Here is a 23,483-nt window from a genome sequence, read left to right as displayed (position 1 = left end):
CGTGTGAATTTGCTTTTCAAAAAGGTTCTTTTTCGTTACAATAGACGTATATTTCGTATAGAGGAACCCAGGCGATATGCTGCAAATTGACAGGCGAACCAAAACGCCCTATTATGTGCAAATTTATGAATATTATAAAGGCGAAATAGAAAAGGGACGTATGTGTCCGGGTACTAAGCTTCCGTCTATGCGTTCGCTGGCGACCTTTACGGGCTTGAGCAAACTTACGGTTGAAAACGCTTATAGCCAGCTTGTCGATGAAGGCTATATTGTAGGCCGCCGCAAGGCTCGCTACTGCGTGGCCGATTTACCCTTGAAGAAATATGTTCCAACGATCAGCCCCGCTCCGGAGGCGGCTGTAAAAAAGCGGCAGTATATGTACGACTTTGCCAGCGGCGACGTAGACTTGGACGGTTTTCCCCTTGTATTGTGGCGAAAGTATATGAACCGCGTCCTCTCACGGCCGGACATGCTGTTGGCCGGGCAGGATGAACAGGGCGCACCTGTCTTACGGGAGACACTGAGCCGGTATGTCTATGAAAAACGCGGCGTTTATGCGGCAGCCGACAATATTATTATTGCTAACGGTGTTACGACATTGCTCCGTATTTTAGGGCATCTTCTGCGGCTGACGCATAGACGTATCGGCGTGGAAGAACCGGGATTTCGCTTGGCCCGGGAAATTTTCCGTTCCGGCGGTTACGAAATCGTGCCTCTTCCCGTCGGGGAAAAGGGGTTTGATATAGACGGACTGAAGGCGGAAAAAGCGAGTCTTGCCTATGTTACGCCGTCTCATCAATTTCCGACGGGAAAGGTCATGTCTGCCGGGGAACGTCATAAGTTGCTCCAATGGGCGGAAGAGACGGACGGGCTCATCATTGAAGACGATTATGACAGTGAACTTCGTTATGAAGGACGCCCCATTCCGGCCCTGCAGGGATTGGACCGCAATAACCGAGTCATTTACTTGGGCTCCTTATCAAAGGTCCTGCCCTTTTTCGTGCGCATCAGTTATATGGCTTTGCCCAATCGCCTGATGGACCGGTATTATGAAGAGCAGGCTCTTTTTCGGCAGAGCGCGTCCGTTCCGGAACAATGTGTTGTTGCCGAGTACATCCACGACGGCGAAATGGACAAACAAATTCGTCGCCTTCGGCGGCTTTATCAGGAGAAGGGGAAGAAGACGGAACAACTTTTACGGCAGTACTTCGGAGACGCCGCCGGTGTCAGTCCCGTCGTATCGGGTATTCATTGTCAATTGGCCCTGACCTCGTCACTGACGGAGGCGGAGCTCACGGAAGCGGCCAAGCGGGAGGGCTGTCTGGTCCTGCCGATGGGCACTTTTTATGAACGGCCCGCCGATTTACAAGTGCGGCGCTTTTTATTGTCTTTTGCGAAAATACGGGAATATATGTTGGAAGAGGCTGTTGCGGCCTTGCATCGGGCTTGGATGACGGGAGGAAACGGGAATGGTTGAAACACTACGTTTTATTCACTGCGGCGACTTACATTTGGGCTGCCCTTTCGGCGGTCTTGCGCCGCTTGATGACCGGTGGGAACGGATTATCGGCAACGCGCCGCTGCGGGCTTTTCAAAAGGTCGTCCGGCTTGCCATAGATAAGCGCGTGCATGCACTCCTTATTGCCGGCGATATTTATAACAGCGCTACGCATAATCTGGCGGCACAACTTGATTTTGTCCGCCTCTTGCATAAACTGGCCGTACATGAGATTCCCGTGTACATTGTTCTGGGCAACCATGATCCCAAGTCGTCATGGCAGGCTAAAATTCCCTTTCCTTCCAATGTGCATGTCTTCGCGACGGATAAGGCCGAACGGGTGCCCATTTTTGTAAACGGAGAAGAAGCTGCCGCCGTGTACGGTCAAAGTTATGAGTATCGCGAGTTTCGGGATAATGCGGCGCGACACATGCGGCGCCGTGAAGGCGACCGCTATGCCGTCGGGCTGCTGCATACGCAGGTGGGAGATGCCGCCTCACCTTATGCGCCCTGTACGTTGCAGGACTTAAAGGAAAGCGGTATGGATTATTGGGCCTTGGGGCACGTGCACAAAAGGCAAGTGCTTTCGGAAGAGCCGTACATCGTGTATGCCGGCAATACGCAGGGGACAGATCAAACGGAGACGGGGGCGCGCGGCTGCTATTATGTGGAAGTCGGCCCGCACGGCACGGCGGAGCTGCGCTTTGTCGATACAAGCGTTGCCCGTTGGGAAAAGATTGATATTCCCATTGACACGATCGAATCCGTATCGGCCTTGCGCGAATCCGTGCGTATAGCAAAGGAAAAGATTCGCCGTGAAGCGGGAAAGCCCGTCTTTTTGACGGTTAATTTTATCGGTGCCGGCAGCATGTACAGAGTCATTAATAATCCCGAATCTGTGCAGTACTGGATTAACAGCTGGCAAGAAGATGAAGAAGGTAAATATGCCTTCGTTATGGTTGTGGCTATCCGTAACGGAGCACGGCCGAAAATAAATCTTGCCGAGCGGAGCAAATTACCCGATACGGTCGGTGATTACCTGAATATAGCCGAGCAGATAGATTCTTTGGGGGATGAGGAGAAGTCGGAATTGTTGCGGCGTATTTTTACGGAACGGCCGGAGTTCGAACGCTTCGGCGCATACGGCAGAGAACTTTCGGACGCGCGCCTGCGTGCAGCTTTTGAACGGGCGAAGTGGCTGGGTATGCAGCGTCTTTTGGAAGATAACAGAGGATAACGGGTATGAAAATCATACAAATGAATTTGGACGATTTCGGTATATACCATAATGTCATGTGGAATCCGCCCGAACGTGGCTTAATCGTCATACACGGCCGTAACGAAAGCGGCAAGACGACGCTCATGAAGTACGTGCGCTCCATGTTTTTCGGCTATTTGCGCGGTGAGTGGAAGGGCTGCTTCGGCCACATGGATATACGCCGCGAAAACGGCCGGGAATACCGTATTTACCGTAACGAGAAAGAATCGTATATTGCCGACGGCGACATGCTCATCCACGAAGAGCCTGCAGCCTTGTGGTGGCATGACTTGGAGCGGACTACGTATGACAAAATATTTGCCGTCGGATTGGAAGATTTGCAAGGCTTCAAAATTCTTTCCAACGAGTCCGTGCGCAGTCACTTTTTCAGCATTGAAAGCGGCGTGCGCATGGGCGTGACGAGCCGTGACTTACAGCGACTTATGGGAGAACTCTTCGTTGCATCGCCTCAGGGGAAAAAGCCGATCAATATGTTGTTGTCGGCGCAGCACGACGTGGATCTTCAAATTGATCGCCTGGCCTATGATGAAGAAGAATTTGCGGCCCTTCAGGGAGAAGAAAACGGGACCCATGAAGAAGAACGGAAAGTGCGGCTTGAAATAGAAGAGTACAAGCAGCAGTTGGAACGGACAGCCATGCCCATTACCGCTTGGAATGTGTATAAGCGCGGTCAGGAGGCGCGGCGGTATATGCAGGAACTGGCCGATGTCGCGCAATTTCCTGCCGACGGGGCGCAGCGCTTTACGGAGCTGGAAGATAAGATTACCCTGTATGATGAACAAATAAGGGAATTAAAAAGGAACCGCTCTGAAGCCTCCGGTTTTAAAGATGAGTGGAATCACTGGTTTGCGGCGGCGGCACAAATTGAAGAACTGCATGAGCAGTTGCCGCAGTGGCGGCAAGATTGTGCTAAACTTGCGGAAAATGCGGATAGCGACAGAGACCGGCAGCTTGATAAGAACCGGGCGACCCGGCAATTGCGCGAGTGGTTGGATGGCGCCGTGCCGACAGCCGTTGACTGGGAAAGCGGATTGACTGTTGCTATGAATTTGGAACAGCAAACGCGGGGTGAAGAAAAGTGGCGTGCCGCTAAACCGACCTTGCCTGATACGGCGCAGGTGCCTGCTATAAATGAGCCCGTGAGGACAAAGACGCAGTGGCAGGAATTGGGGAAAAATTTAGCCTCTGCTCAGGAAATCCTGCTGGAACGGAAAAAGACGGCCGAACTGCTTGCCTGGGTACAGGCCGAGCCGGAACAACATGCCTACGGATTTGCGGCCTTGGCGGTTTTGTGCGTTACTGCTGCCGTTGCCCTGTGTTACGCGGCAACTGCATATGCATTGGCTGTCATATATGCCGGTGCCGCTGCGGCGTTCGCGGGAGCGGGCGCATTCTTTTACAAGTACAGACAGGCGACGACGAGAAAATCGAAACGGTCGCTGGCTTTAGAAGCGGACATGGAGCGAATTAACAAAAAACTTGACACCTTTGCGAAAAACTACGGCCTTACGTCGTGCGGCGGAGACGACAATGAAACCTGGCAGCACGGTCTCGAGGGCCTGCGCAAGGAATATCTCGACTGGCAGACCCGTTCTACACGCGAGTCGTGGGAGCGGGAACAACAGGATATGTATCAAGCCATGTACACGAAGTGGAGCCGTGAAGGAGAGGCCTGGGCAGAGCGAATCGGCAAGATTCGCGGCGAATGGCAGGCCTGGCAGCAGCAATCCGGATTTATTCGTCTTCAGGCGGATCGGCTGACGGAGGCGAAGACAATATGGGAGCAGTGGCAGCGCCTCGACCGGGAAGAAAAAGCCTGGGAAGCGGAGCGGGCCGTATTGGAGCAACGTGTCGGCCGCATCGCCGATAAAGGGGAACAGCTTTTCCGGGAAATTTCCATAAAAAAAGCCCTCACGCCGGCTGCGATGGAGGACGTATATAAAGAATGGCAGCACATACAAGTTCAGGCGGAAGTGGCCAAGGAGCAGGAACGGCAGCGCAAAGAAGAACAGGCGCGCCTTGACGCGTTGGAAAAAGAAAAACAGATTCGTCTTGACCGGCAGCAGGAAGTATTGCGACAAGCGAATTGCCACAGTGCCGGAGAGTTTCGCAATAAAGTCCTGCAGTATCGGCGTTTTTGCCAATACAAGGAAGTGTATGAACAGTCGGAAGCGCATATTCGCCTCATTGCGAAGTCGCCGAAAAATTTCAGCGCCCTGCAACGGGAACTGAAGACACGCAATCTGAAAGACTGGCAAGATGAACAGGCGGCGTATGAAGAGCGGATTGCCGCTTGTGAACGGAAGTTGGCTGCTATTGCCGAACGGCGCGGTTCTGTTGTAGAACGGCTGAGCGCCATGGCCAAAAGCGATACGGGGGAAAAACTCTTGCAGAAAAAGCAGGCCCTTCGTGCAGACCTGGATAGGAATGTTGACGACTGGCTTACTTATTTGTACGCACAGTACATGCTGCGCGAAGCACAGTCTTATTACGAGCGGGTGCGGCAACCCGTCGTCATTCGCAAAGCGGGTGAATACCTGTCCCTCATGACGGGCGGCCGGTATACCTTGCAGGCTACCTTTGACGGGCGCCAACTCTTTGCCGTAGACGGCATGCAGCGGCGTATCCCGGAAAAGCAGTGGAGCAGCGGGTTGGGCGATCAAATTTACTTGGCCGTTCGCGTCAGTCTGGCCGTGGCCTTTTCGCACCAAATCGAGCCTATGCCGCTCATTCTCGATGATATTCTCGTCCGCTTTGACGAAGAACGGCAAAAGGAAGCGCTCCGCTTTTTGGCGGACATGGGCAAAGAAGAACAGATTTTCCTTTTTACGTGCTCTGAAGAAACGCGGCGTCTCGCAGAAGTCGTGCGAGGTGAATTGGCCGGAGAAACGGATACAGTGCATGTATTTGAAATTTCTAAAGGGACTATTCAAGCAGCTGCAGAGTAACACTTATTCCGTATTGAGGTTGTACTTTTCGTTTAGCTGCTGAATACAGATCAGTATATGCAGGAGATCCTTGCCGAAGGGCCTTAGTGCGTACGTGCCTGCTTCGGCTTTTTCGATGAGGCCGTTGTGAAGGAGCAGTTTTATTTTTCGTGTCAATTCTGTCTGGCTTAAATAAGGAACATTTATCAGGATGGAAGAGAAAGACGTACAGCCGTTTTCAATAGAAATTAAAATTTCAGGCACCCATTTAGAACGGAGTACGTCCTGGATGTTGATGAAGTTTGCGTTAAACTTTTTCATTGACGGACCTCCTTCAGCGTAACAAGTGTTCTTACCGACTAGCTTATCATATAACGAACAAAATTGTTAGTTGAAAATTTAAATCAATACTATTACAATATACTTTAGGAGGATTATTCTCCGTTAGTAGTATTAGGAGGTAGTAAAAATGAAAAACTTAGACAGTGTAAACAAGTATCTTGCAAACTTAGCCGTTTTGAATGTAAAAACACATAATCTTCATTTTAACGTGGTAGGTCCGAGCTTTAAGAATGTACACGAATATTTGGAAAGCATTTACGATACGTACTTTGACTATTACGATGCCGTAGCGGAACTTGTTAAGATGCAGGAACAAATGCCCATCGTTTCCGTAGCGGAATACCTGAAGCTGACATCCATTGAAGAAGTTCCCGCTAAAGAATATCCTATTGCGGAAGCGTTAGAAATCGCCCGTAAAGACATGGAAGTCATGCGTGATGCAGCTCTTGCCATCCGTAAAGAAGCGGAAGAGGAAGATAACTTTGCTCTTGCCAACATGATGGAAGACCATGTTGCATATTATGCAAAGCAGCTGTGGTTCATGAAAGCGTCTTTAACGAAGTAAGCTGTGAGCTCTTCAGCTTGGATATAAGAAAGAAGGGGTACTTTTCGAAGTGCCCCTTCTTTCTTATATCATTTTTATTTTTCCCTGTGTTTGTCCGTCAGCTCTTTGCGGTGCTGCATAATGCGCATCCATCGCGGCGTAAACATGTGATTTTTCGTAATCAGGACATAATATAACGGAATGGATAAGAATGCAATGGCGGCAGCGACGAAGTAAACTCCCGAAAAGCCCCAAAGAGAGACTGTCAGACCGAGGGGATAGGGTCCGATGCCGATGCCCAAGTCGGTGAGCGCAAAAAAGGTGGACGTTGCCAAGCCTATCTGTGCATCCGACACGCCGTGAATAGCCAAGGCCTGGCCGGCCGAGGTCATGGTGCTGAAGCTTAGTCCCAGGAGGAGTCCGCCGATGATAAAGTACAGGCTGCTTGAGGCAAAGGCGACGAAGAGCATGCACAGGCCGAGGAAAATCAGGGTCGGGTACATGACGATATTACCGCCCGAGCGATCGAGAATACGCCCCGTAACGGGACGGCTCAAGAAGGAAGACAGGGCATAGGCGAAGAAGAAGAGCGTGCCGCCCGTAATGAGTCCGAGTGAGTCGGCGTAAGAGCCCATAAAGCTGAGAACTGCCGAGTAGACGACACCGCAGAAGAAGGAAATACATGAAATGGGCAGGGCCTTTTCCAAAATAAAGCTTCGCGCCGATAAATGATGTAACGCTTCCCGTTCCGTTTCGGTTGTAACGTGTTCCGGCGTGTGCAGGGACAAGGTTAAGAAGACGATAACGGCGGAAAGAAAAAGACATTCGTACAAATTGAAGAAGTAGTTGCCGCCGCGGCTGAGGACGATGCCGAGAAAGGGCCCCAAAGCGGATGCTACCGTATTGCCCAAGGCATAATAACCGATGCCTTCGCCGCGCCGTGCTGCCGGTACAAGGGCGCCGACGACCGTGCTGGCCGCCGTGGCGGATATACCGTAAGCCACTCCATGTACGCAGCGGACGATCATAAATGTACTTAAAGATGAGGCAATGAAGTAAAAGGGCAGGGCGGCGAAATAAATAACCGCACCGGCAAACAAAATCCGCTTACGCCCCGTAATATCGACAAAACGCCCGGTAATGACGCGGGAAATAAGAGCGCCGATAATAAAAATACCCGATGCCAGACCGGCTTCGCTGAGTGAAACATGCCATGCCGCCTGTGCGTACACGGTCGACCAGAGCATGAGCTGATAGTAAATCATGTAGAGCAAAAAGTTGATTGCCGTAATACAAATAAAATCACGGGTCCAAAGACGTTCTGAAGCCATTTATAACACCATACCTCTCTTTCGGGCGACATGCGTTCCCGTCCCTATAAACACCATAACTATACGCCATATTGTGATATAAAACAAGTATGCTGCGGCAGGCTTTCTAAATGAGCGACATGAGCAATTCTTTTGTGTATACCGTGGGACAGGATAAAAATTCCCTGGCCGAGCCGGAAAAGTCTATTTTACCCTCTTTGAGGACGAGGACACGCGGCGCAAACCGAAGGGCCGTACGAATGTCATGCGTAATAAAGATACAGGCAACAGTACGGCTGCAGCACAACCTGTCGAGCAGGTGCGTAACGGAGGCACGCAGGGGCAGATCGAGTGATTCCGTTATTTCATCGCAAATGAGAAGCCGCGGCTTTACGCACAGGGCGCGCAAAATAGCGGCTCGTTGGCATTCGCCGCCGCTTACTTCGTGCGGATAACGGCGCAGTACGGTTTCATTAAGCTCCAATTCCGTCATGAGCTGCGGCAGTTCTGCTGCGGTTTTGGAAAGTCCGTAATTATTCAACACGGCGCAAATACTGTCAGATAAGGTATAACGCGGGTGAAAAGAGAGAAAGGGGTTTTGTGAAATAAGGCGAATATCTCTGCAGAGGCGGCGCTTTTCTTTTTTTGAAGCGCCCGTAATAGCCGTATCGCCGAAAAATATTTGTCCGCCCGTTGCCGGTGAGAGCAGACAGATTGTACGTGCCAATGTAGTTTTTCCGGAGCCGCTTTCACCGATGAGCGCCAGTTTTTCGCCTTTGTCCAATGAAAAGGAAATATTCTTCAAGGCGTAGGTTATATTGTTGCGGGCGCAGTATGTTTTAGTCAGGTGATTAACTGATAAGAGCATGTATATCCCTGCCGATGTCGGCCAGGCGGAGCAGTTCTTTCGTATAGACAGAATGAGGTGCGTGCAGTATTTCATTTTTCGTGCCGTAGTCCTCTATGCGTCCGTTATGGCAAATGAGTAAAGAGTCTGCTAAAAAAGCGGCTAAACGGAGATTGTGCGTGACCACGACGATTGTTGTGCCGTATTGCCGCAGTTGCCGCAGGGATGCGGCCATTTTCACTTCTGTAAGGGAATCGACGGAAGCTGTCGGTTCATCTGCCAAAAGCAGCTTCGGCGGTACGAGAAAGGGGAAGAGGACGGCTGCCCGTTGGGCCATGCCGCCGGACAGCTCAAGCGGATATTTTTCCAAATCTGCCGGCGACAGACCTAGGGTCTTCGCAGCTGCAGCCAATCTGTTTTGAACAATGTCCGGGGATTCCGGTTTTTTGACGTTGAATCGGTAGAAGTCGAGGAGCTGCTTCTTGACCGTTCGCAGCGGCGCGAGCGTAGCCGCCGCATTTTGAAAGAGGAGCTGCCTGTATGGCGATGCAAGGCAGCCGTCTGCAGGTTCGCCGTCTATGCGAAACTGCGTGTAATTGGCCGTAAACTCCGGCTTGAGGAGACCGCCGAGAAAGCGGAGAAACGTGGTCTTGCCGCAGCCTGAAGGGCCGACGACGGCAAGTATTTCTCGGCGTCTTACGGAACAGTGAAAGTTGCGAAGAATTGATTTTTCCGTCGTCTTTATGTATAAATGATCAACTTCCAGAAAGGGCGCAGTATTCATAAGAGCTCCTTTATATCAAGCGTATATCCAGGGCCGGCGTGATTTCGTAAAAATCCGTGCCGTGAGCCTGAAAGCCCGTGACGGTCGACTTCATAACCAGTGTCATATTGAGAAAAGCAACGTATACATAAGCGTTGTCTTCCAAGGCGAGGCGAACAATGCGTGCGGCCAGGTCGTTTCTGGCGGCAGCGCCGAAGGTTCCGTGCAGTTCATCGGCCAAGGCGTCGATCTCGGCATTTTCGTAGTGGCCGGCATTATACGGTCCTTTGTCGACAAGGCAGGAAGAAATATAATATTCCCTGTCGCCTGTAGGAACGGTGACGATGGCATTGGCATAGATGTCGAAATCGTCGCGTTTTAAGAAATCTTTATATGCATCCGTGCTGTTAATGACTACATCGATACCCATGTCCTTCAAGCGGCTCTGGGCATATTCCGCAAGGACAGGGAGTTCCTGGCGTGACGGATAAGTAAGCCAGCGCAGGCGCAGGCGTCGGCCGTTTTTTAAGACATAGCCGTCACTGTCTGTTTCCGTATAACCGGCCTGTTCCAACAGTTTGCGGCCTGCCGTTATGCTGTCGGCCTCGGGGCTTGCCGTTTCTTCCGCCGCTTCCGGATCCGGATAGGGGCCGAGTGCGGGACGTCCGTTGCCGTTTAACAAGACTTGGGCAAACTGCTTTTTATCAATAGCGCCGGCAACGGCTTTGCGAACAAACGGATCCTGCAGAGCGGGCGAACGAAAATTCATAGCCGCTTCATATACGCGGGATGTTTGCGCCGTGCTGAGTGTATAGTCGGCGTTCTTGCGATACGTTGGCAGGACCGTATAGGGCAGGCCCTGGGCGGCATCAAATTCGCCGCTCTGCAAGGCTGCCGACAGGGCGGCGCCGTCAGGGACGGACGTGACGATGATTTTATCCAATTTCGGTTTTTCAGTACCCCAGTAAGCGCCGTTTTTCTCTAAAACCACTTCCTTGTCCGTTACGGATACGGCTCTGTACGGTCCCGTGCCGACGCAAATGCGGTTATCCGTACCTGCGTCCATATCGATGACGGCGCTGTACGGATCCGTCAGGTAATTAACCAGGGCCGGAACGGGCTCTTTCAAATGGAGTGTCAGAACCTGCCCGTCCGAGTCCATGGATGCGATTTTTAAATCATAAGCGGCCCTGTCGTGTTGTGCGAGCAAGTCGGCGAAGCAGGTTTTAACGGCATCGGCCGTTACTTTTTTGCCGTTTGAGAACGTAAGGTCATCGCGGATTTTTATTTGTGCCGTCACATCATCCGTAAAGGTGAAGGATTCGGCGAGCCACGGTTCGATTTGCCTGTCGTCCGTCAGGCGAAAGAGTGTTTCTCCTATGCCATATCGTACGGTTGACCAGCCGCAGTACGAGTCGTGCGGATTGGTGCCGGCGTTTTGCATGGCCGGGCCGTAAGCGGTTGTGCCGTAACGGAAAACTTTTTCACTGCCTGCATTGTTTTTATCATTGCCGCAGCCGGCTGTACAGAAGATAAAAAGGGTTAAAATAATACAGGTCAATTTACTGAAAGTATTCATGATTACGATTCTCCTGACGTGTCGAAAATATCCCGCACCGTATCGGCGAGAAGCTGGAATAAGGCAACTGTGGCGGTGACGGCTGCCGCCGGCGCGAATAACAGCCACGGTGCCTGCTGCAGAAAGTTTCGCGATTCGTTCAGCATAGCCCCCCATTCGGGCGTAGGCGGCACGGCGCCGAGGCCGAGAAAAGAAAGACCGGACAATTCGATAATGACCGTGCCTATGTGTAAGGCCGCCGTGACGACGAGGGGGCCGATGACGACGGGCAGGATTTGGCGGGTAACGAGTGAAACAGTCGTAAAGCCGTCCATATAAGCCGCCTCAATATAGGATTCTCCGTACAGGTGAAAGGACTCGCTGTAGGCCAGGCGCATGTATTTCGGCCAGGACGCGAGACAGATGGCCAGGGCCGCCGGGATGATGCCGCCGCCGAGGACACTCGCCACAGCCAGTGCCAGGATCATGGACGGAAAGGCGAGAAAAGCGTCGGCTATGCGCAGTATCAGAGAAGCGGCCTTGCCGCGCGTACTGCTGCAGAAGAGGCCGAGCATCGTGCCGAAAGAAGCGGCGACCAAGGTGACCGCAAGGGCCGTAATGACCGTGTAAGATGCGCCGCCGACGACGCGGCTGAGCACATCGCGCCCGTAGCGGTCCGTTCCGAGAAGGTGTGCCACACCGGGCGGAGACAGGGCGGTATCCAGATTTTGACTGTACGGATCAAGGCCGAAAAAGGCTGCCGCACAAAGAGAAAAAAGAAGTTCCGCACCAATAAGTCCTGCCAAGAAGTAAAAGCGCTTGTGCAAGGTCATGACAATACCTCTTTTTCCCTCGTGTCAGCACGGCCGGGATTGATTTTGCGCCCCAACATATCGGCTAAAAAGTTGGCGCTTACGTATACTGACGTTGACCAGAGTACATAGGCCTGAATGATCGGATAATCGCGCAGAGAAATAGCTTCGACCGCTGCCCTGCCGAGGCCGTCCCAGCGAAATATGGTCTCTACGACGGCCGTTCCGCCAAGAAGAGAACCGACGGATAAGGCGAGGATAGTCAGCAGCGGTGCCGTGAGAGCCGGTAAAATATAATGCATCCAGATAAAGCGGGGCGGAATGCCTCGGGCCAGTGCCGCTTTTACGTAGGATTTATTCAGTTCTTCCAAAAAGAGAGCGCGTATTTGGCGCGTATATTTTGCGGAAATGACGACGGACAGGGTCAACGTCGGCAAGATCGGTAATGACGGTGAAAAAAGCTCCTTTCCCGAACCTTGCGCAACCAAGCAGTATAGAATCAGCAGGCCGATGCAAAAATCGGGCAGAGACGTGCCTATAAAAGAAAAGATCCGGCAGCCGTAATCGGGAAAGCGGTCTTTTTTTACGGCACTTATAATTCCTAAAGGCAGGGAAAGGCAGACGGACAGTGCGGTTGATGTGAGCATGAGCAGGGCCGTACCGGGAATTTTGGCCGCCAAAATTTCACTGACCGGCCTGCCCGAGACGAAAGACGTGCCGAAGTCACCGCTGCAGATTTGAGAAATCCAGTGAATATATTGCGTGACTATGGGCTCATTCAAGCCAAGGGCAATCCGTTTTGCCGTAAGGGGCTCTTCCGTCGTGCCGCCATATTGGCTGTAAAGCAAATCGACCGTATCGATTGTACCGATATGCATGAGTGCGAAAGAGATGAGGGAGACGCCGAAGAGTATGATAATAAGGTGTAAGAGCGAACGGAAAAAATAAAAATTCATGAACCGACCTTGATATTTAAAATTTATAATATTATTTTTATACTTGTCAGTATGCAGGAAAAAAAAGAAACGAACAAGCCCACCAAGGGGATAAAAGAATACTTTCCTGCAAATACTGCGCCGCAAATTAGGAAATTGACACATTATAAAAAGAAAGACCGTATGCAAGGGGCTTCATTATCGCCGTCGATGCATACGGTTTTTTGCTTGAATTTTACTTTGATTTTTTGTAAGTCGATCTGTGCTTGTACTTTTTTTTATCCGCTTTGACGCGAAAATAATTGTGTTTGATGGCTGTATTCTTTTCATCCGTCATTGTGTAGACATCAAAGAGGTCAAGAGATTCAATGAAAGGGACGAACTTTTTGAAGCCGAAGTTACGGACATCAAAGTCGGAAAACTGCTTATTCAAAAGATTGCCGAGAGTCCCCGAGAAAATCCATCCGTCTTCATCCGAATTTTCTTCGGTCAGCTTGATGAGAGCCTGTTTTATGGTGGAAGGATCCTTGCCGAGGGTTCTGTCAAAGGCGGAACCGCCGTCGGCAGGAAGCGGCAGCTGAGAGGCGTGGCTTTTTTCGGCCTGTGTCGCCGTCGCGTCTTCTTCGTGGTGGTGTTCTTCTTCCGATTCTTCCCACAACACGTCGAGGTAGAGGAACTTATTACACGCCGAAATAAAGGAACGGGGCGTTTTGCTTTCGCCCATGCCGAGGACGTATTTTTGCGATTCCCGCAGCCTTGACGCAAGACGCGTAAAATCGCTGTCGGACGAGACTATGCAAAAGGCATCGAGCTCACTTTGGTAGAGTAAATCCATCGTATCGATAATCAGGGCCGAGTCGGATGAGTTTTTGCGAATAGTATTGCTGTATTGTTGAATCGGCTGAATGGCGTTGTCAAGAATAATATTTCGCCACGATGACATTTGCGGTGTCGTCCAGTTGCCGTAAATTCGTTTATAGACGATATTGCCGAGGTTATTCGCTTCCGAAAGAATTACATCAATGTATTTGTTGGAAATATTTTCGGCGTCAATGAGAACGGCCAATTTCATCTCTTGGTTCATACCGGTTGCAGACTCTCCTTCGAGTTGTAATTAAATGAGTTTTTTCAGATTTTCCGTTATTTTGGACGGGTTTTTGACAGGCGCCAAATCCATAATCGGCTGTTCGCCTACATAAAGAAGATTGTCGCTGCCCGTACGGACGTCGCCGGATGCCGGCTTTTTGCCGTCGTGATACACGGCGGAGAGATTGCCCGCAATAAGATACGCCCGTTCTTTACCGCTCATGGCAGCAATGTCTTCCGGTTGATACCAGTCCTTGCCGTGCAGGGATATCATACCCGTGTCGGCATTGACCTTGACGACCTTGCTGCTCCATTCCGTAATATCTTTGCTGTACTTATCGCGGCGAGAAACGGTGGTGGGATGATCATTGAAGAGATCGGACAAACCGCCGCCTGATTCACCGGGATTTTTGTCGAGGACGCGTTGCCATACGGCGGCGCCGGCACCGATGTTGTAGCCGGCCCCTACGGCATAGCCGAAAGCCAGCTCGTCGGCTTGCTTTTCCATAGGCTTTGTAATTAATTTTGCCGAGCCGACTTGCGCCAAAATGCCGGCCACGAGTTGGCTCGAATAGTTGCCGCCGACGGCCGCGCTTGCCAAAACGAGAGGCATTTGTTTACGAATGCCCTGAATAGGATGGCCTTTTTGGCCGTGACCCAATTCATGGGCGAGAACGAAGGCGATTTCGTTTTCATTATAATTGAGCGGTTCAAAAGCACCGATGTTGATGCTGAGGTTATGTCCGATGGTGCAGAAGGCGTTAAAGCTCGTGTCGTTATTGACGAAGTAATTGTACGGTTTTTTCGTAATGGACGGATCGGATTTCGCAATGGAGGCGGACAGGCGTGTCATAATGCGGTCCAACATGGCGTTTGCCTGCGGATCCGTATTGACGCCGTACTTTTGCTTCAATTGTTCAAAGAATTCGTTGCGCCCTTGATTATCGAGATATTTTAATTCCTTTTCCAATTCGATGTATTGCACGCCCGCGCCGGCAAGGCCTGCCCAGTCGATAGCCTGTGCGGGCTGAGTTGCCGGCAGAGCCGCAGCAAAAGAAAATGCCAAGGCGCCGGCCATAACACTTGACTTTATAGCATGTTTCAGCGAGTTCCCATTCATATAAAAGCCTCCTGTATATATGCCTGTGATTATACGATTGACCTTATTATAGCATAGAAATGATTGTGATATAATGAAAGAGATTCATGATTTCCGTATCAATCCCGCATGTATTTGCGGAATCTTTCCGGGAGGTATATATGAAATGTGTTGTCATCGGTATCGGCGGTGTAGGCGGTTACGTTGCGTCCGTTTTGTGTAAGAACGACGAAGACGTGACACTCGTCGCCAGAGGAGGGCGTAAGGAAGCACTTCGGCATAAAGGGCTTGTTCTGCACAGCGCCTATATGGGAGAGCATGTTTTTCATCCCGCCGTGACGGATGATGCCGCAATAATCGGCATGGCGGACATCGTCTTCGTGTGTGTCAAAAATTATTCTCTTGTCGAAGCGCTTCGTTCCGTAGAGCCGTGTATCGGCGAGAAGACGCTCGTCGTTCCCGTCATGAACGGACTGGATCATGCCGCCGTTACGGCGGAGATACTTTCGCACGGCATCGTCGTCGATTCGGTCATGTACATTACATCTTTATTCAACGACGACTATTCCATTACGGAAAGCGGCGGCTTTGCCCGTATGGGTGTAAGCTCGAAGACGGCGGGAGCGGCCGAAAGGGTGCGAGCCCTGCTCCATCATCCCGGCGAGATGACCTGCTTTATTCCCGAGGATATGCAGGCCGCCGCATGGAGCAAATACATTCTCAACTGCGCTTATAACGTCATTACAGCCTACTATAAGGCGAACATTGCCGATCTTTCGCAAGGCGAGCGGCTGACCGAATTTCGTGATCTCATTGACGAAGCTTATGCCGTTGCCGTTGCGGACGGCGTAAGCCTGGCGGCAGATCTGCCGCAGTCAATATATGAAAAAATCATGGGACCGCGGAACGATAAAAACTCGACGAGTTCCATGGCCCGCGATGTCATGTCCGGACGCAGAACCGAAGTGGAAACCTTCAGCGGTTACCTCGTGCGGTTGGCCCATAAGCTGCATGTGCCCGTTCCCGTATCGGAACGATTCTACGAAGCCTTGAAACATACGGGTGTATAATATGTATTTAAGTTAGGATAAAGAGCATTATATTATAAGTACTGATAGTGTTATAGTAGGCGTGGCATTGTAATTTAATGGAAGCGAAGATTCCGCGGAATCGATTATTGTATTGACGAGTATTGTGTCGGCAAGTATTGGGACATTAGTATTGGTAGTTGCAAGTTTTATTAAATAAAGAATTATATTTTGAGCGTAGGAGAAGAAAAAAAGAGGCTAGGGTTTTGGCCAAATAAGATATTTGCAGAGACGCTAGATAAAATAAAGAAACATGAATTGGGGTTTCCCTTATCTCCATGATTGCACCGACGTCGTGTGGACGGATTTGGAAAATTGCCCGGACAAGCGGCGGCTTTCTTTATATCGTGTCGTCTCTCGGTGTTACGGGAACGCGCGCGGAAATTACAACGGATCTAAGCGAAATTATTCGGCACGTCCGTTCCGTTACGGACACTCCGGCGGCAGTGGGCTTCGGCATCAATACACCCGTACAAGCCGAGACCGTTGCCCGAATAGCGGACGGCGTCATCGTCGGCAGCGCTATCGTAGACATCATTGCGGAACACGGCGCTGAAGCCGGTCCGTACATTTACGACTATGTGAAGATGATGAAAGAAGCAGTGGAAAAGGCGAAAGAATAAAATAGAAATGAGAAAAGTACAGGTAAAGCGGTTTGGGTAAATTTAAATGCCCCGTTCATGCAAACAGCGTGAACGGGGCATTTTTGCGTGTATTCGGACCGGAACCTTACAGCATAAAACTGTAAACTTGTGCTTTACAACCTGTAAAAGTGTAAAGTCACTTTACACTTTTCATACTGAGAAAACGGCTGCATTACGGCATTTGAGATTGGCACGAAAGTTTCATGACTATATAGCAGAAACAATCCTCAAACTATGAATGGATTGCAATAGAGCTGATAGGAGGAAAAGAAAATGAACGATTTATCCGATAAGATTATGTTGACAGTTGCTACGACAGGTGCATACCCGCAGAAACAGCATAATCCGGCCGTACCCCTCGATCCGCCGGAAATTATTGAAGATATTCTGGCTTGTGCTGAAGCGGGTGCAAGCATTGCGCACATACATGTGCGAGATGATGAGCACAAGGCATCTATGGCTTACGAGAAATTTGAGGAAGTTGTAAAAGGTGTTCGCCCCAAGTCGAATATCGTCTTGAATTTAACGACGTCAGGCGGTACGGGTTGGCCCGACGATGTGCGCATGAAACCGATTCAGGAGCTTCATCCCGAAATCGGTTCCTATGACTGCGGGACCATGAACTGGCAGCGCACCTGCGTTTTTGAAAATACGCCGCAATTTTTGGAAAAATTGGGAACCGAAATGCAGCGCCATGACGTAAAGCCGGAAATTGAAGTGTTTGACCCCGGCATGATTTACAATGCCTTGGATTTACAGAAGCGAGGTTTCCTTAAAGAAGGGTCTCTTCATTTCCAAATTGTCATGGGCGTTAAAGGCGGGATTGATGCAACCGTATCCAACTTGGTTTGGATGCGCAGCTTGCTGCCGGAAAATGCAACGTGGGGAGCTGTCGGTATCGGGCACGGTCAGATGGCAATTATGCTGGCTACACTTGCAATGAGCGGACATCTTCGCGTCGGTATGGAAGACAATGTCATGATGAAAAAAGGCGTATTGGCCAAGAGTAATGCGGAATTTGTAAAACGTGCCGTCAATCTTATCCGCTTAGCCGGAAAAGAAGTGGCTACACCTGATGAAGCGCGTCAAATTCTGGGTGTAGAAAATAAGACGGCATTGGCCAATAAAACATCACATTGAGGAGAACTGAGCATGAAAAAGAATATTTTAGTCTACGGGGCAGGACTCATGGGGCGCGGTATTGCACAAGTTTTTTCGCGAAAGACGGAATATGATGTCTTTTTATATGATATTAAAGACGATAATACCTTGGGAAAAGTAAAAGCATCCTTGGACGAGTTTGTTGAAAAAAATGTTATTTCAGCCGAAGAGGCGGCGGTACAGCGCAGTCGTATTCATTTTGTCAATGACTTGACGGAGTCTTTTTGCAAGACCGTCGATGTAGTAGTGGAAGCCGTTTTCGAAGATATGGAGTTAAAGCAGCATGTATTTGAAAAACTGGAAACGCTTTGCAGGGAGGATACGATTTTCTGCACCAATTCTTCCGTCATGAGTCCGACGGAAATCAGCGCGCTCATAAAGCATAAAGCGCGTTTTGTAGGTACTCACTTTTGGAATCCGGCCACACTTATTCCCCTTGTTGAAGTTATTAAGGCTCAAGACTCTTCGGAAGAAACGGTTCAGATCATATATGATTTGTTGGCGGATATAGGGAAACAGCCGATTATATGTCAAAAGGATGTTCCCGGATTTGTAGCCAATCGGCTGCAGCATGCATTGTGGCGGGAAGCCGTTTATATTGTCGAGCAGGGGATTGCCGACGCGGAAACGGTGGATAAGGCCGTTAAATACAGTTTCGGCTTGCGTTTGCCGCAGCTGCCGCCTCTCGTTAACTCGGACATGGTCGGTACCGACCTGACCTATAACATTCATAAGTATATTTTAAAATCTCTTTGCGATTCTCATGAACCGTCACCGCTTCTTGTGAAAATGAAGGATGAAGGAAAACTGGGATTCAAATCGGGTTCCGGATTTTATACATGGGATGATACGTCCATTAAGCGGGAAAACGGTAATTTGAACTCGTATCTGATAAAGATGCTTTATGACAAATAAGATGATTGAAACAGGAGGACCTTCATATGGCACAACCTAATACCGGTGCTGCAGCCGCTTTGAGCAGAAAAGAGCGGATTATGGATGCATTTACCAATTGGAGCTTGCGCTGGATTCCGGATTCCATGGTATTTGTGTTAATCTTAACTGTCCTGGTTTTTACGCTTTCCTTGATTTTTACGGAACACGGGCCGTGGCAATTAGTAGATGACTATGCAAAAGGCTTTTGGTCGCTTTTGACCTTTGCCATGCAAATGAGCATTATGATGGTAACCGGATTCGTTATTTCCGATGCTAAACCCGTAAAAAGAGGTATTGTTAAGCTCATTGACATTCCTAAGACGCCTAAGGCTACAATTATTGTTTTTGCCCTGATTACGGGTATTATTTCCTGGATTCACTGGGGTATGGGACTCATGCTGACCATTATTATGGGTAAGGAAATTGCAATCCGCAAAAAAGGAATGGGCCTTCATTACCCGTATATTGTAGCCATTGCTTATACAAGCATGAACATTATGGCCAACGGCATATCGCAGGCGGCACCCTTGTTATCGGCAACGCCGGGAAATTTTCTGGAAAATGTTATGGGCGTCGTTCCCATTACACACACGTCGCTCTCGCCGTTCATGATGACTTTTTTGGTATTTGAGTTGCTTTGCCTGCCTCTTATTTACTTACTTATTAAACCTAAAAAGGAATATGCCGTAGAAATTTCGGAAGACCTGTATGAAGAATTTACGAAGCCTGCACCGAGTGTGGCGAAAAATGTAAAGCCGACACCGGCACAGCGTATGGAACAGTCGCGGATACTCACCTTTCTGGCAGGTATTTTAATTTTACTTTGGGTCGGCAATTTGCTTATTACCGAAGGGGCCGCCAAAATTAATTTGAACACGATCAATTACACCTTCTTCGGTTTAGCAATGCTTTTACATGAAAGTCCTGCCAGCTTTGTCGAATCCGTAAAGACCGGTGCGAGTACGATTTACGGTGTTGTTATCCAATTTCCCTTGTATGCCGGCATATTTGGAATTATCAGTTATTCCGGCTTTTCCGAAATCATTACACACTGGTTTATTTCCATTGCTACGGTTGAAACCTATCCGTGGATTGTCTTCGTCTATACGGGAATTATGGATTTCTTCGTTCCTTCGGCAGGTTCGAAGTTTGTAATTGAAGCGCCGTATCTCGTTCCTGCCGCACAACAATTGGGTGTTCCCGTTTATCAGGTCATTAACGCTTACGGTACGGGTGCACAGGTTGCCAACTTGATCCAACCGTTTTGGGCTTTGGCATATTTGGCCGCGTTTAAAATAAAGTTCCAAGATATTCTCCCTTTCACTTTCTTGTTGTGGTTATTTTCCGGGATTGCAGGTTCCCTGTACTTCCTGATCTTTCCCTTAGGTTGGTAAGAAAATACGAAGAACGATATAGTAGTACCCGCATGGCCGCGAAATTCGGTATGCGGGTGCTTTTCATGGAAGAGCGCAGTTAAATACCGTTTTCCGTGGATTTCTTTGTTTCTTTTAGAGTATACTGATGGCAGATGCTGTTATATTCAATTAACGGCAGTATGATTCGGAAAAGGCTGTTGCTATTATAACAGGAGCATGATTATGTCTAGGGAAACAGCAAAATTGTTTACACCGGAAAATATTTTGCACGTAGGCAAAATGCGGGAGCAATATTTTAAAACAGGGTCTGCTGACGGCATTACAGGAGTTCGTGAAGAAATTTTGAAAGGATGGAAGTTATCATACAACAGCCCGTTTAGAGAGCCTTATTCTCAAAAGCCGACGGTCCGTAATTTGCAAGCACATCTGGAGAGGTCGAAACGATTATTGGATGTAGCTATTCCGTATATGAAAAAATTACACTCGTTTTTACAGCAAAAGAGTTTTTGGCTGACCTTGTTGGATGATAAGGGCGTTATTATAAAATTGGTAGGGTCGCCGGAAATGTTGGCAGAGCTGACGGCAACGGGTTTGGTTGAAGGCTCCGACAGGGGGAGTGATGTGCCTTATTGCGGTTTGTTCCATTTGGAATATTTAATGAAGAAGCCATTTATGCTTGTTGCTACGGAGCATGCTTCGCCTGTCGATGATAACCTGGCCGGTGCGGCTTGTCCGATCATTGACTTGAATAAAGAGGTCCCTATCGGCTTTTTAGCCGTTTCCGGTCATTGGTGGGATTCGCATGTCCATACGTTGGGGCTGGTTATTATTGCGGCAGAAGCTATTTCGCAGCAAATACGTTTGCGTGAAGCCAATTTGCGAATGAAGGAATTAAATGCCGTCGTGACACATGTGAATCACAGGCTGAAGCGCACTGTGGAAAATGTAAATTCAGGCTTAATTTATATAGATAATGCAGGCCGTATAAAAATGATTAACCGGGCGGCGGTTGTACTCCTGGGAATAAAAAAAGAAGAGGCGGATGTTGTCGGAACAAATGTATTTGCTTATTTGGATGCCGACATTACGGTGGACATAATCAGGCGAAATACAGCTGACGGCAAGACCTTCCAATACGCTCTGTCCAATTCGGCGAAACACAGGGACATGTATCATACCCGCTCTTCCCTGTATTTGTTCGTCAATACGATGGGCGGAGATGCGGATGAACAGGGGGCGGAGTATATTATTCAAGTTTGCAAGCAGAACAGTATTCACAAAACCGCGTTAAACCTCGTGTATTTGCAGGCGACATATACGTTTGACAGGATTATCGGCAGGTCTGAAGAAATAAGCGAAGTAAAGCGGATTGCCAAAGTCGCGGCGGCCCATGATACGCCTATATTGCTTTTGGGAGAGAGCGGTACGGGAAAAGAGCTCTTTGCCCAAGCTGTACATAATGCAGGCCCGCGTGCAGGCGGTCCTTTTATTGCCATTAACTGCGGCGCTATTCCGCGAGCTTTAATTGAGAGCGAGTTATTCGGCTATGAACCGGGCGCCTTTACGGGGGCCGATAAAAACGGTCGACCCGGTAAATTTGAATTGGCCGACGGCGGCACGCTGTTTCTTGATGAAATCGGCGATATGCCTTATGACGTGCAGGTGACTTTATTGCGCGTCTTACAGGCAAAAGAGGTCGTTCGCATCGGCAGCCGTAAAGCGAAGAAAATTGACGTACGCATTATTTCCGCTACCAATCAGGATTTGGAAAAACAGTTGGAAAACCGTACATTTCGTTCCGACTTATATTACCGCCTGAATGTCTTTACAGTCATGCTGCCGTCTTTGCGAGAGCGTCCGGGCGATATTGCATATTTGACCGATTATTTCATCGATCTTTATAATCGGAAATATGAAAAAATGGTACGGGCCTGCTCGACTGAAGTAGTGCGTGTATTTAACGAATATGCCTGGCCCGGAAATATTCGGGAATTGGAAAATGTCATTGAGCACGCAGTCATACTGAGTGAAAACGGTCGTATCGAGTTGGGTGATTTGCCCGATAAGTTCCAAAAAAAGAAAAAGCAAGCGCCGGGGTCGGCAAAGAACGGGGCTGAGAAAGAGAGGCTTATAGCCCTTTTACAGCAATATGAATATAATGTTTCTCGCGTAGCCAACGAGCTGGGCATCAGTAGGCCGACATTGTACAAAAAGATGAAAGCTTGCGGTATCTCTAAAAAAGACAATAAAAACTAATTGGAAAAAGGGTATAAGAGGACAAAAAGAGGCCGTAACGCAGCAGAGAGTTTTCACTGTTTGCGTTACGGCCTCTTTGTAAACCAAAAGAAGCCCTTCGGCAAACACTCGACATATGTTTACCGAAGGGACTTTTTAATACATTACCTAACCTTATTACTTCTTTAATATAATGGACTTACTACATATAACACTCACTATAACCGAATACATGCAATGATACTACGTTCTGCTATAACATAACACTCAGAAGTGGCATTGCCGGATAACGTTCTTCCGGCTGCAAGAAAACAAACAGTTAAGATGCTATATGTTAACTGCAAATCCTCTTTTGCAGAGTACGAAGTAAGGACGAGCGAACCGCCTCACCTTACGTACACCTCCTGTTTTGTTATTTGCGGCTTGACGTATGCCGCCTTTTATTGGCTGTAAGGCTGTTGCGTGTCGCTGTGTCCTGTCAAAACGTGATCCCGCGAGTCTATAGAGGAATAGTTTATCGTACGCGGGAATTCACTAACCGGTTCTATTTCCAAGGGAATCACCTCATTTCTATTATTTGCCTACAGTATAGCATAATATATTGCGTTGTCAAGATATTTGAAATGCAAAATACGCATTCCGGAAGTAAGCATATGAGAAACGGGGTTGCTTTATGAACGAAGGTTGTCAAATATAATGAGCGCCATAAAGACGATATCTTCGTCACCCGTATTATCCAGTCCGTGCGTGCAGCCGTCGGGAGTAAAGGTCACATCGCCGGGTCCGATCGGGCGATCCGTGCCGTTATCGTGATACGTACCGCGGCCGGACAGGATGTAATAAGTTTCGCTTTCACCTTTGTGCTCGTGAATTCCCAGTGAACAGCCCGGAGGAATGGTGACCTGAGCATAAAGCCCGCATTTTCCGTTTAATTCCGTTTCGTCGAGGAGACGCTTGATCAGGATATAGCCTTTGCCGCCGGAGGCATTTTCTTTTTTGATGACGGGCAGTTCATTTTTTACAAAGCTTTTCATGAATTTCAT

At 49.1% G+C, this 23,483-nt stretch carries 20 protein-coding genes; 10 read left to right on the top strand and 10 right to left on the bottom strand.

Annotated features, from left to right (window positions below; translation table 11 throughout):
* The first annotated feature begins 76 nt into the window (after positions 1 to 76).
* The 3 genes from pdxR to BQ2674_RS00305 are packed head-to-tail and all read left to right on the top strand — an operon-like array spanning position 77 to position 5,725.
* Complete coding sequence (pdxR, locus tag BQ2674_RS00315; protein ID WP_075571905.1) at positions 77 to 1,477, top strand: MocR-like pyridoxine biosynthesis transcription factor PdxR; 1,401 nt, start codon at positions 77 to 79, stop codon at positions 1,475 to 1,477.
* Positions 1,470 to 2,735: a metallophosphoesterase family protein gene (locus BQ2674_RS00310; RefSeq protein WP_075571904.1), complete on the top strand. Its 1,266-nt coding sequence runs from the start codon at positions 1,470 to 1,472 to the stop codon at positions 2,733 to 2,735. Before pdxR ends, BQ2674_RS00310 begins: the two co-directional genes overlap by 8 nt.
* 5 nt (positions 2,736 to 2,740) lie before the next feature.
* Positions 2,741 to 5,725, top strand: coding sequence for an AAA family ATPase (locus BQ2674_RS00305; protein WP_075571903.1), 2,985 nt, complete (start codon positions 2,741 to 2,743; stop codon positions 5,723 to 5,725).
* 3 nt (positions 5,726 to 5,728) lie between these two features.
* On the opposite strand, the gene BQ2674_RS00300 is transcribed toward BQ2674_RS00305, so the two are convergent.
* Positions 5,729 to 6,025 (bottom strand): winged helix-turn-helix transcriptional regulator, encoded by a 297-nt coding sequence (locus BQ2674_RS00300; protein ID WP_075571902.1) that lies wholly within the window; start codon positions 6,023 to 6,025, stop codon positions 5,729 to 5,731.
* A gap of 148 nt (positions 6,026 to 6,173) precedes the next feature.
* On the opposite strand from BQ2674_RS00300, the gene BQ2674_RS00295 reads away from it, so the two are divergent.
* On the top strand, positions 6,174 to 6,611 hold the full coding sequence (locus BQ2674_RS00295) for a Dps family protein (protein ID WP_075571901.1): 438 nt from the start codon (positions 6,174 to 6,176) through the stop codon (positions 6,609 to 6,611).
* A 74-nt stretch (positions 6,612 to 6,685) separates the two neighbouring features.
* On the opposite strand, the gene BQ2674_RS00290 is transcribed toward BQ2674_RS00295, so the two are convergent.
* The 8 genes from BQ2674_RS00290 to BQ2674_RS00255 form a co-directional block, all read right to left on the bottom strand.
* Positions 6,686 to 7,921, bottom strand: coding sequence for an MFS transporter (locus BQ2674_RS00290; RefSeq protein ID WP_075571900.1), 1,236 nt, complete (start codon positions 7,919 to 7,921; stop codon positions 6,686 to 6,688).
* 106 nt (positions 7,922 to 8,027) lie between these two features.
* Positions 8,028 to 8,768 (bottom strand): ABC transporter ATP-binding protein, encoded by a 741-nt coding sequence (locus tag BQ2674_RS00285; RefSeq protein WP_075571899.1) that lies wholly within the window; start codon positions 8,766 to 8,768, stop codon positions 8,028 to 8,030.
* Positions 8,752 to 9,531 (bottom strand): ATP-binding cassette domain-containing protein, encoded by a 780-nt coding sequence (locus tag BQ2674_RS00280; protein ID WP_075571898.1) that lies wholly within the window; start codon positions 9,529 to 9,531, stop codon positions 8,752 to 8,754. Before BQ2674_RS00280 ends, BQ2674_RS00285 begins: the two co-directional genes overlap by 17 nt.
* A gap of 10 nt (positions 9,532 to 9,541) precedes the next feature.
* On the bottom strand, positions 9,542 to 11,089 hold the full coding sequence (locus BQ2674_RS00275) for an ABC transporter substrate-binding protein (protein WP_075571897.1): 1,548 nt from the start codon (positions 11,087 to 11,089) through the stop codon (positions 9,542 to 9,544).
* 2 nt (positions 11,090 to 11,091) lie between these two features.
* Positions 11,092 to 11,901, bottom strand: a complete 810-nt coding sequence (locus BQ2674_RS00270; RefSeq protein WP_075571896.1) for an ABC transporter permease — start codon at positions 11,899 to 11,901, stop codon at positions 11,092 to 11,094.
* The gene (locus BQ2674_RS00265) at positions 11,898 to 12,836 is read right to left on the bottom strand and encodes an ABC transporter permease (protein WP_075571931.1); all 939 of its coding nucleotides are present in this window, start codon (positions 12,834 to 12,836) and stop codon (positions 11,898 to 11,900) included. Before BQ2674_RS00265 ends, BQ2674_RS00270 begins: the two co-directional genes overlap by 4 nt.
* A 214-nt stretch (positions 12,837 to 13,050) precedes the next feature.
* Positions 13,051 to 13,899 (bottom strand): NYN domain-containing protein, encoded by an 849-nt coding sequence (locus BQ2674_RS00260; protein WP_075571895.1) that lies wholly within the window; start codon positions 13,897 to 13,899, stop codon positions 13,051 to 13,053.
* Between the two features lie 30 nt (positions 13,900 to 13,929).
* Positions 13,930 to 15,021 carry a M48 family metallopeptidase gene (locus BQ2674_RS00255; protein WP_075571894.1) on the bottom strand — a complete coding sequence of 364 codons (1,092 nt, stop codon included), beginning with the start codon at positions 15,019 to 15,021 and terminating at the stop codon, positions 13,930 to 13,932.
* 140 nt (positions 15,022 to 15,161) lie between these two features.
* Here BQ2674_RS00255 and BQ2674_RS00250 point away from each other — a divergent pair, with 140 nt between their 5' ends.
* The 6 genes from BQ2674_RS00250 to BQ2674_RS00225 all read left to right on the top strand — a co-directional run bounded on the left by BQ2674_RS00250 (position 15,162) and on the right by BQ2674_RS00225 (position 22,461).
* Complete coding sequence (locus tag BQ2674_RS00250; RefSeq protein WP_075571930.1) at positions 15,162 to 16,070, top strand: ketopantoate reductase family protein; 909 nt, start codon at positions 15,162 to 15,164, stop codon at positions 16,068 to 16,070.
* A gap of 275 nt (positions 16,071 to 16,345) precedes the next feature.
* On the top strand, positions 16,346 to 16,711 hold the full coding sequence (locus BQ2674_RS00245) for a tryptophan synthase subunit alpha (RefSeq protein ID WP_316244731.1): 366 nt from the start codon (positions 16,346 to 16,348) through the stop codon (positions 16,709 to 16,711).
* Positions 16,712 to 17,005: 294 nt separating this feature from the next.
* A complete protein-coding gene (locus BQ2674_RS00240) occupies positions 17,006 to 17,872 on the top strand; it encodes a BKACE family enzyme (RefSeq protein ID WP_075571893.1) in 867 nt (288 codons plus the stop codon).
* Between the two features lie 12 nt (positions 17,873 to 17,884).
* Positions 17,885 to 18,808: a 3-hydroxyacyl-CoA dehydrogenase family protein gene (locus BQ2674_RS00235; protein WP_075571892.1), complete on the top strand. Its 924-nt coding sequence runs from the start codon at positions 17,885 to 17,887 to the stop codon at positions 18,806 to 18,808.
* Positions 18,809 to 18,834: 26 nt separating this feature from the next.
* Positions 18,835 to 20,223, top strand: coding sequence for a short-chain fatty acid transporter (locus BQ2674_RS00230; protein WP_075571891.1), 1,389 nt, complete (start codon positions 18,835 to 18,837; stop codon positions 20,221 to 20,223).
* A 204-nt stretch (positions 20,224 to 20,427) separates the two neighbouring features.
* Positions 20,428 to 22,461 (top strand): sigma-54 interaction domain-containing protein, encoded by a 2,034-nt coding sequence (locus BQ2674_RS00225; RefSeq protein WP_075571890.1) that lies wholly within the window; start codon positions 20,428 to 20,430, stop codon positions 22,459 to 22,461.
* 650 nt (positions 22,462 to 23,111) lie between these two features.
* Here BQ2674_RS00225 and BQ2674_RS00220 read toward each other — a convergent pair.
* A complete protein-coding gene (locus tag BQ2674_RS00220) occupies positions 23,112 to 23,474 on the bottom strand; it encodes a cupin domain-containing protein (protein WP_075571889.1) in 363 nt (120 codons plus the stop codon).
* Positions 23,475 to 23,483: the final 9 nt, after the last annotated feature.

Source organism: Megasphaera coli, from assembly GCF_900095855.1.
Taxonomy (GTDB): domain Bacteria; phylum Bacillota; class Negativicutes; order Veillonellales; family Megasphaeraceae; genus Megasphaera; species Megasphaera massiliensis_A.
Note: the sequence above shows the minus strand (reverse complement) of the source record. Positions and strands in the feature narration are given on the sequence as shown.

Excerpts from the sequence above, each read along its gene's own strand:
- pdxR (WP_075571905.1), top strand. The coding sequence starts at position 77 with ATGCTGCAAATTGACAGGCGAACCAAAACGCCCTATTATGTGCAAATT.
- BQ2674_RS00310 (WP_075571904.1), top strand. The coding sequence starts at position 1,470 with ATGGTTGAAACACTACGTTTTATTCACTGCGGCGACTTACATTTGGGC.
- BQ2674_RS00305 (WP_075571903.1), top strand. The coding sequence starts at position 2,741 with ATGAAAATCATACAAATGAATTTGGACGATTTCGGTATATACCATAAT.
- BQ2674_RS00300 (WP_075571902.1), bottom strand. The coding sequence starts at position 6,025 with ATGAAAAAGTTTAACGCAAACTTCATCAACATCCAGGACGTACTCCGT.
- BQ2674_RS00295 (WP_075571901.1), top strand. The coding sequence starts at position 6,174 with ATGAAAAACTTAGACAGTGTAAACAAGTATCTTGCAAACTTAGCCGTT.
- BQ2674_RS00290 (WP_075571900.1), bottom strand. The coding sequence starts at position 7,921 with ATGGCTTCAGAACGTCTTTGGACCCGTGATTTTATTTGTATTACGGCA.
- BQ2674_RS00285 (WP_075571899.1), bottom strand. The coding sequence starts at position 8,768 with ATGCTCTTATCAGTTAATCACCTGACTAAAACATACTGCGCCCGCAAC.
- BQ2674_RS00280 (WP_075571898.1), bottom strand. The coding sequence starts at position 9,531 with ATGAATACTGCGCCCTTTCTGGAAGTTGATCATTTATACATAAAGACG.
- BQ2674_RS00275 (WP_075571897.1), bottom strand. The coding sequence starts at position 11,089 with ATGAATACTTTCAGTAAATTGACCTGTATTATTTTAACCCTTTTTATC.
- BQ2674_RS00270 (WP_075571896.1), bottom strand. The coding sequence starts at position 11,901 with ATGACCTTGCACAAGCGCTTTTACTTCTTGGCAGGACTTATTGGTGCG.
- BQ2674_RS00265 (WP_075571931.1), bottom strand. The coding sequence starts at position 12,836 with ATGAATTTTTATTTTTTCCGTTCGCTCTTACACCTTATTATCATACTC.
- BQ2674_RS00260 (WP_075571895.1), bottom strand. The coding sequence starts at position 13,899 with ATGAACCAAGAGATGAAATTGGCCGTTCTCATTGACGCCGAAAATATT.
- BQ2674_RS00255 (WP_075571894.1), bottom strand. The coding sequence starts at position 15,021 with ATGAATGGGAACTCGCTGAAACATGCTATAAAGTCAAGTGTTATGGCC.
- BQ2674_RS00250 (WP_075571930.1), top strand. The coding sequence starts at position 15,162 with ATGAAATGTGTTGTCATCGGTATCGGCGGTGTAGGCGGTTACGTTGCG.
- BQ2674_RS00240 (WP_075571893.1), top strand. The coding sequence starts at position 17,006 with ATGAACGATTTATCCGATAAGATTATGTTGACAGTTGCTACGACAGGT.
- BQ2674_RS00235 (WP_075571892.1), top strand. The coding sequence starts at position 17,885 with ATGAAAAAGAATATTTTAGTCTACGGGGCAGGACTCATGGGGCGCGGT.
- BQ2674_RS00230 (WP_075571891.1), top strand. The coding sequence starts at position 18,835 with ATGGCACAACCTAATACCGGTGCTGCAGCCGCTTTGAGCAGAAAAGAG.
- BQ2674_RS00225 (WP_075571890.1), top strand. The coding sequence starts at position 20,428 with ATGTCTAGGGAAACAGCAAAATTGTTTACACCGGAAAATATTTTGCAC.
- BQ2674_RS00220 (WP_075571889.1), bottom strand. The coding sequence starts at position 23,474 with ATGAAAAGCTTTGTAAAAAATGAACTGCCCGTCATCAAAAAAGAAAAT.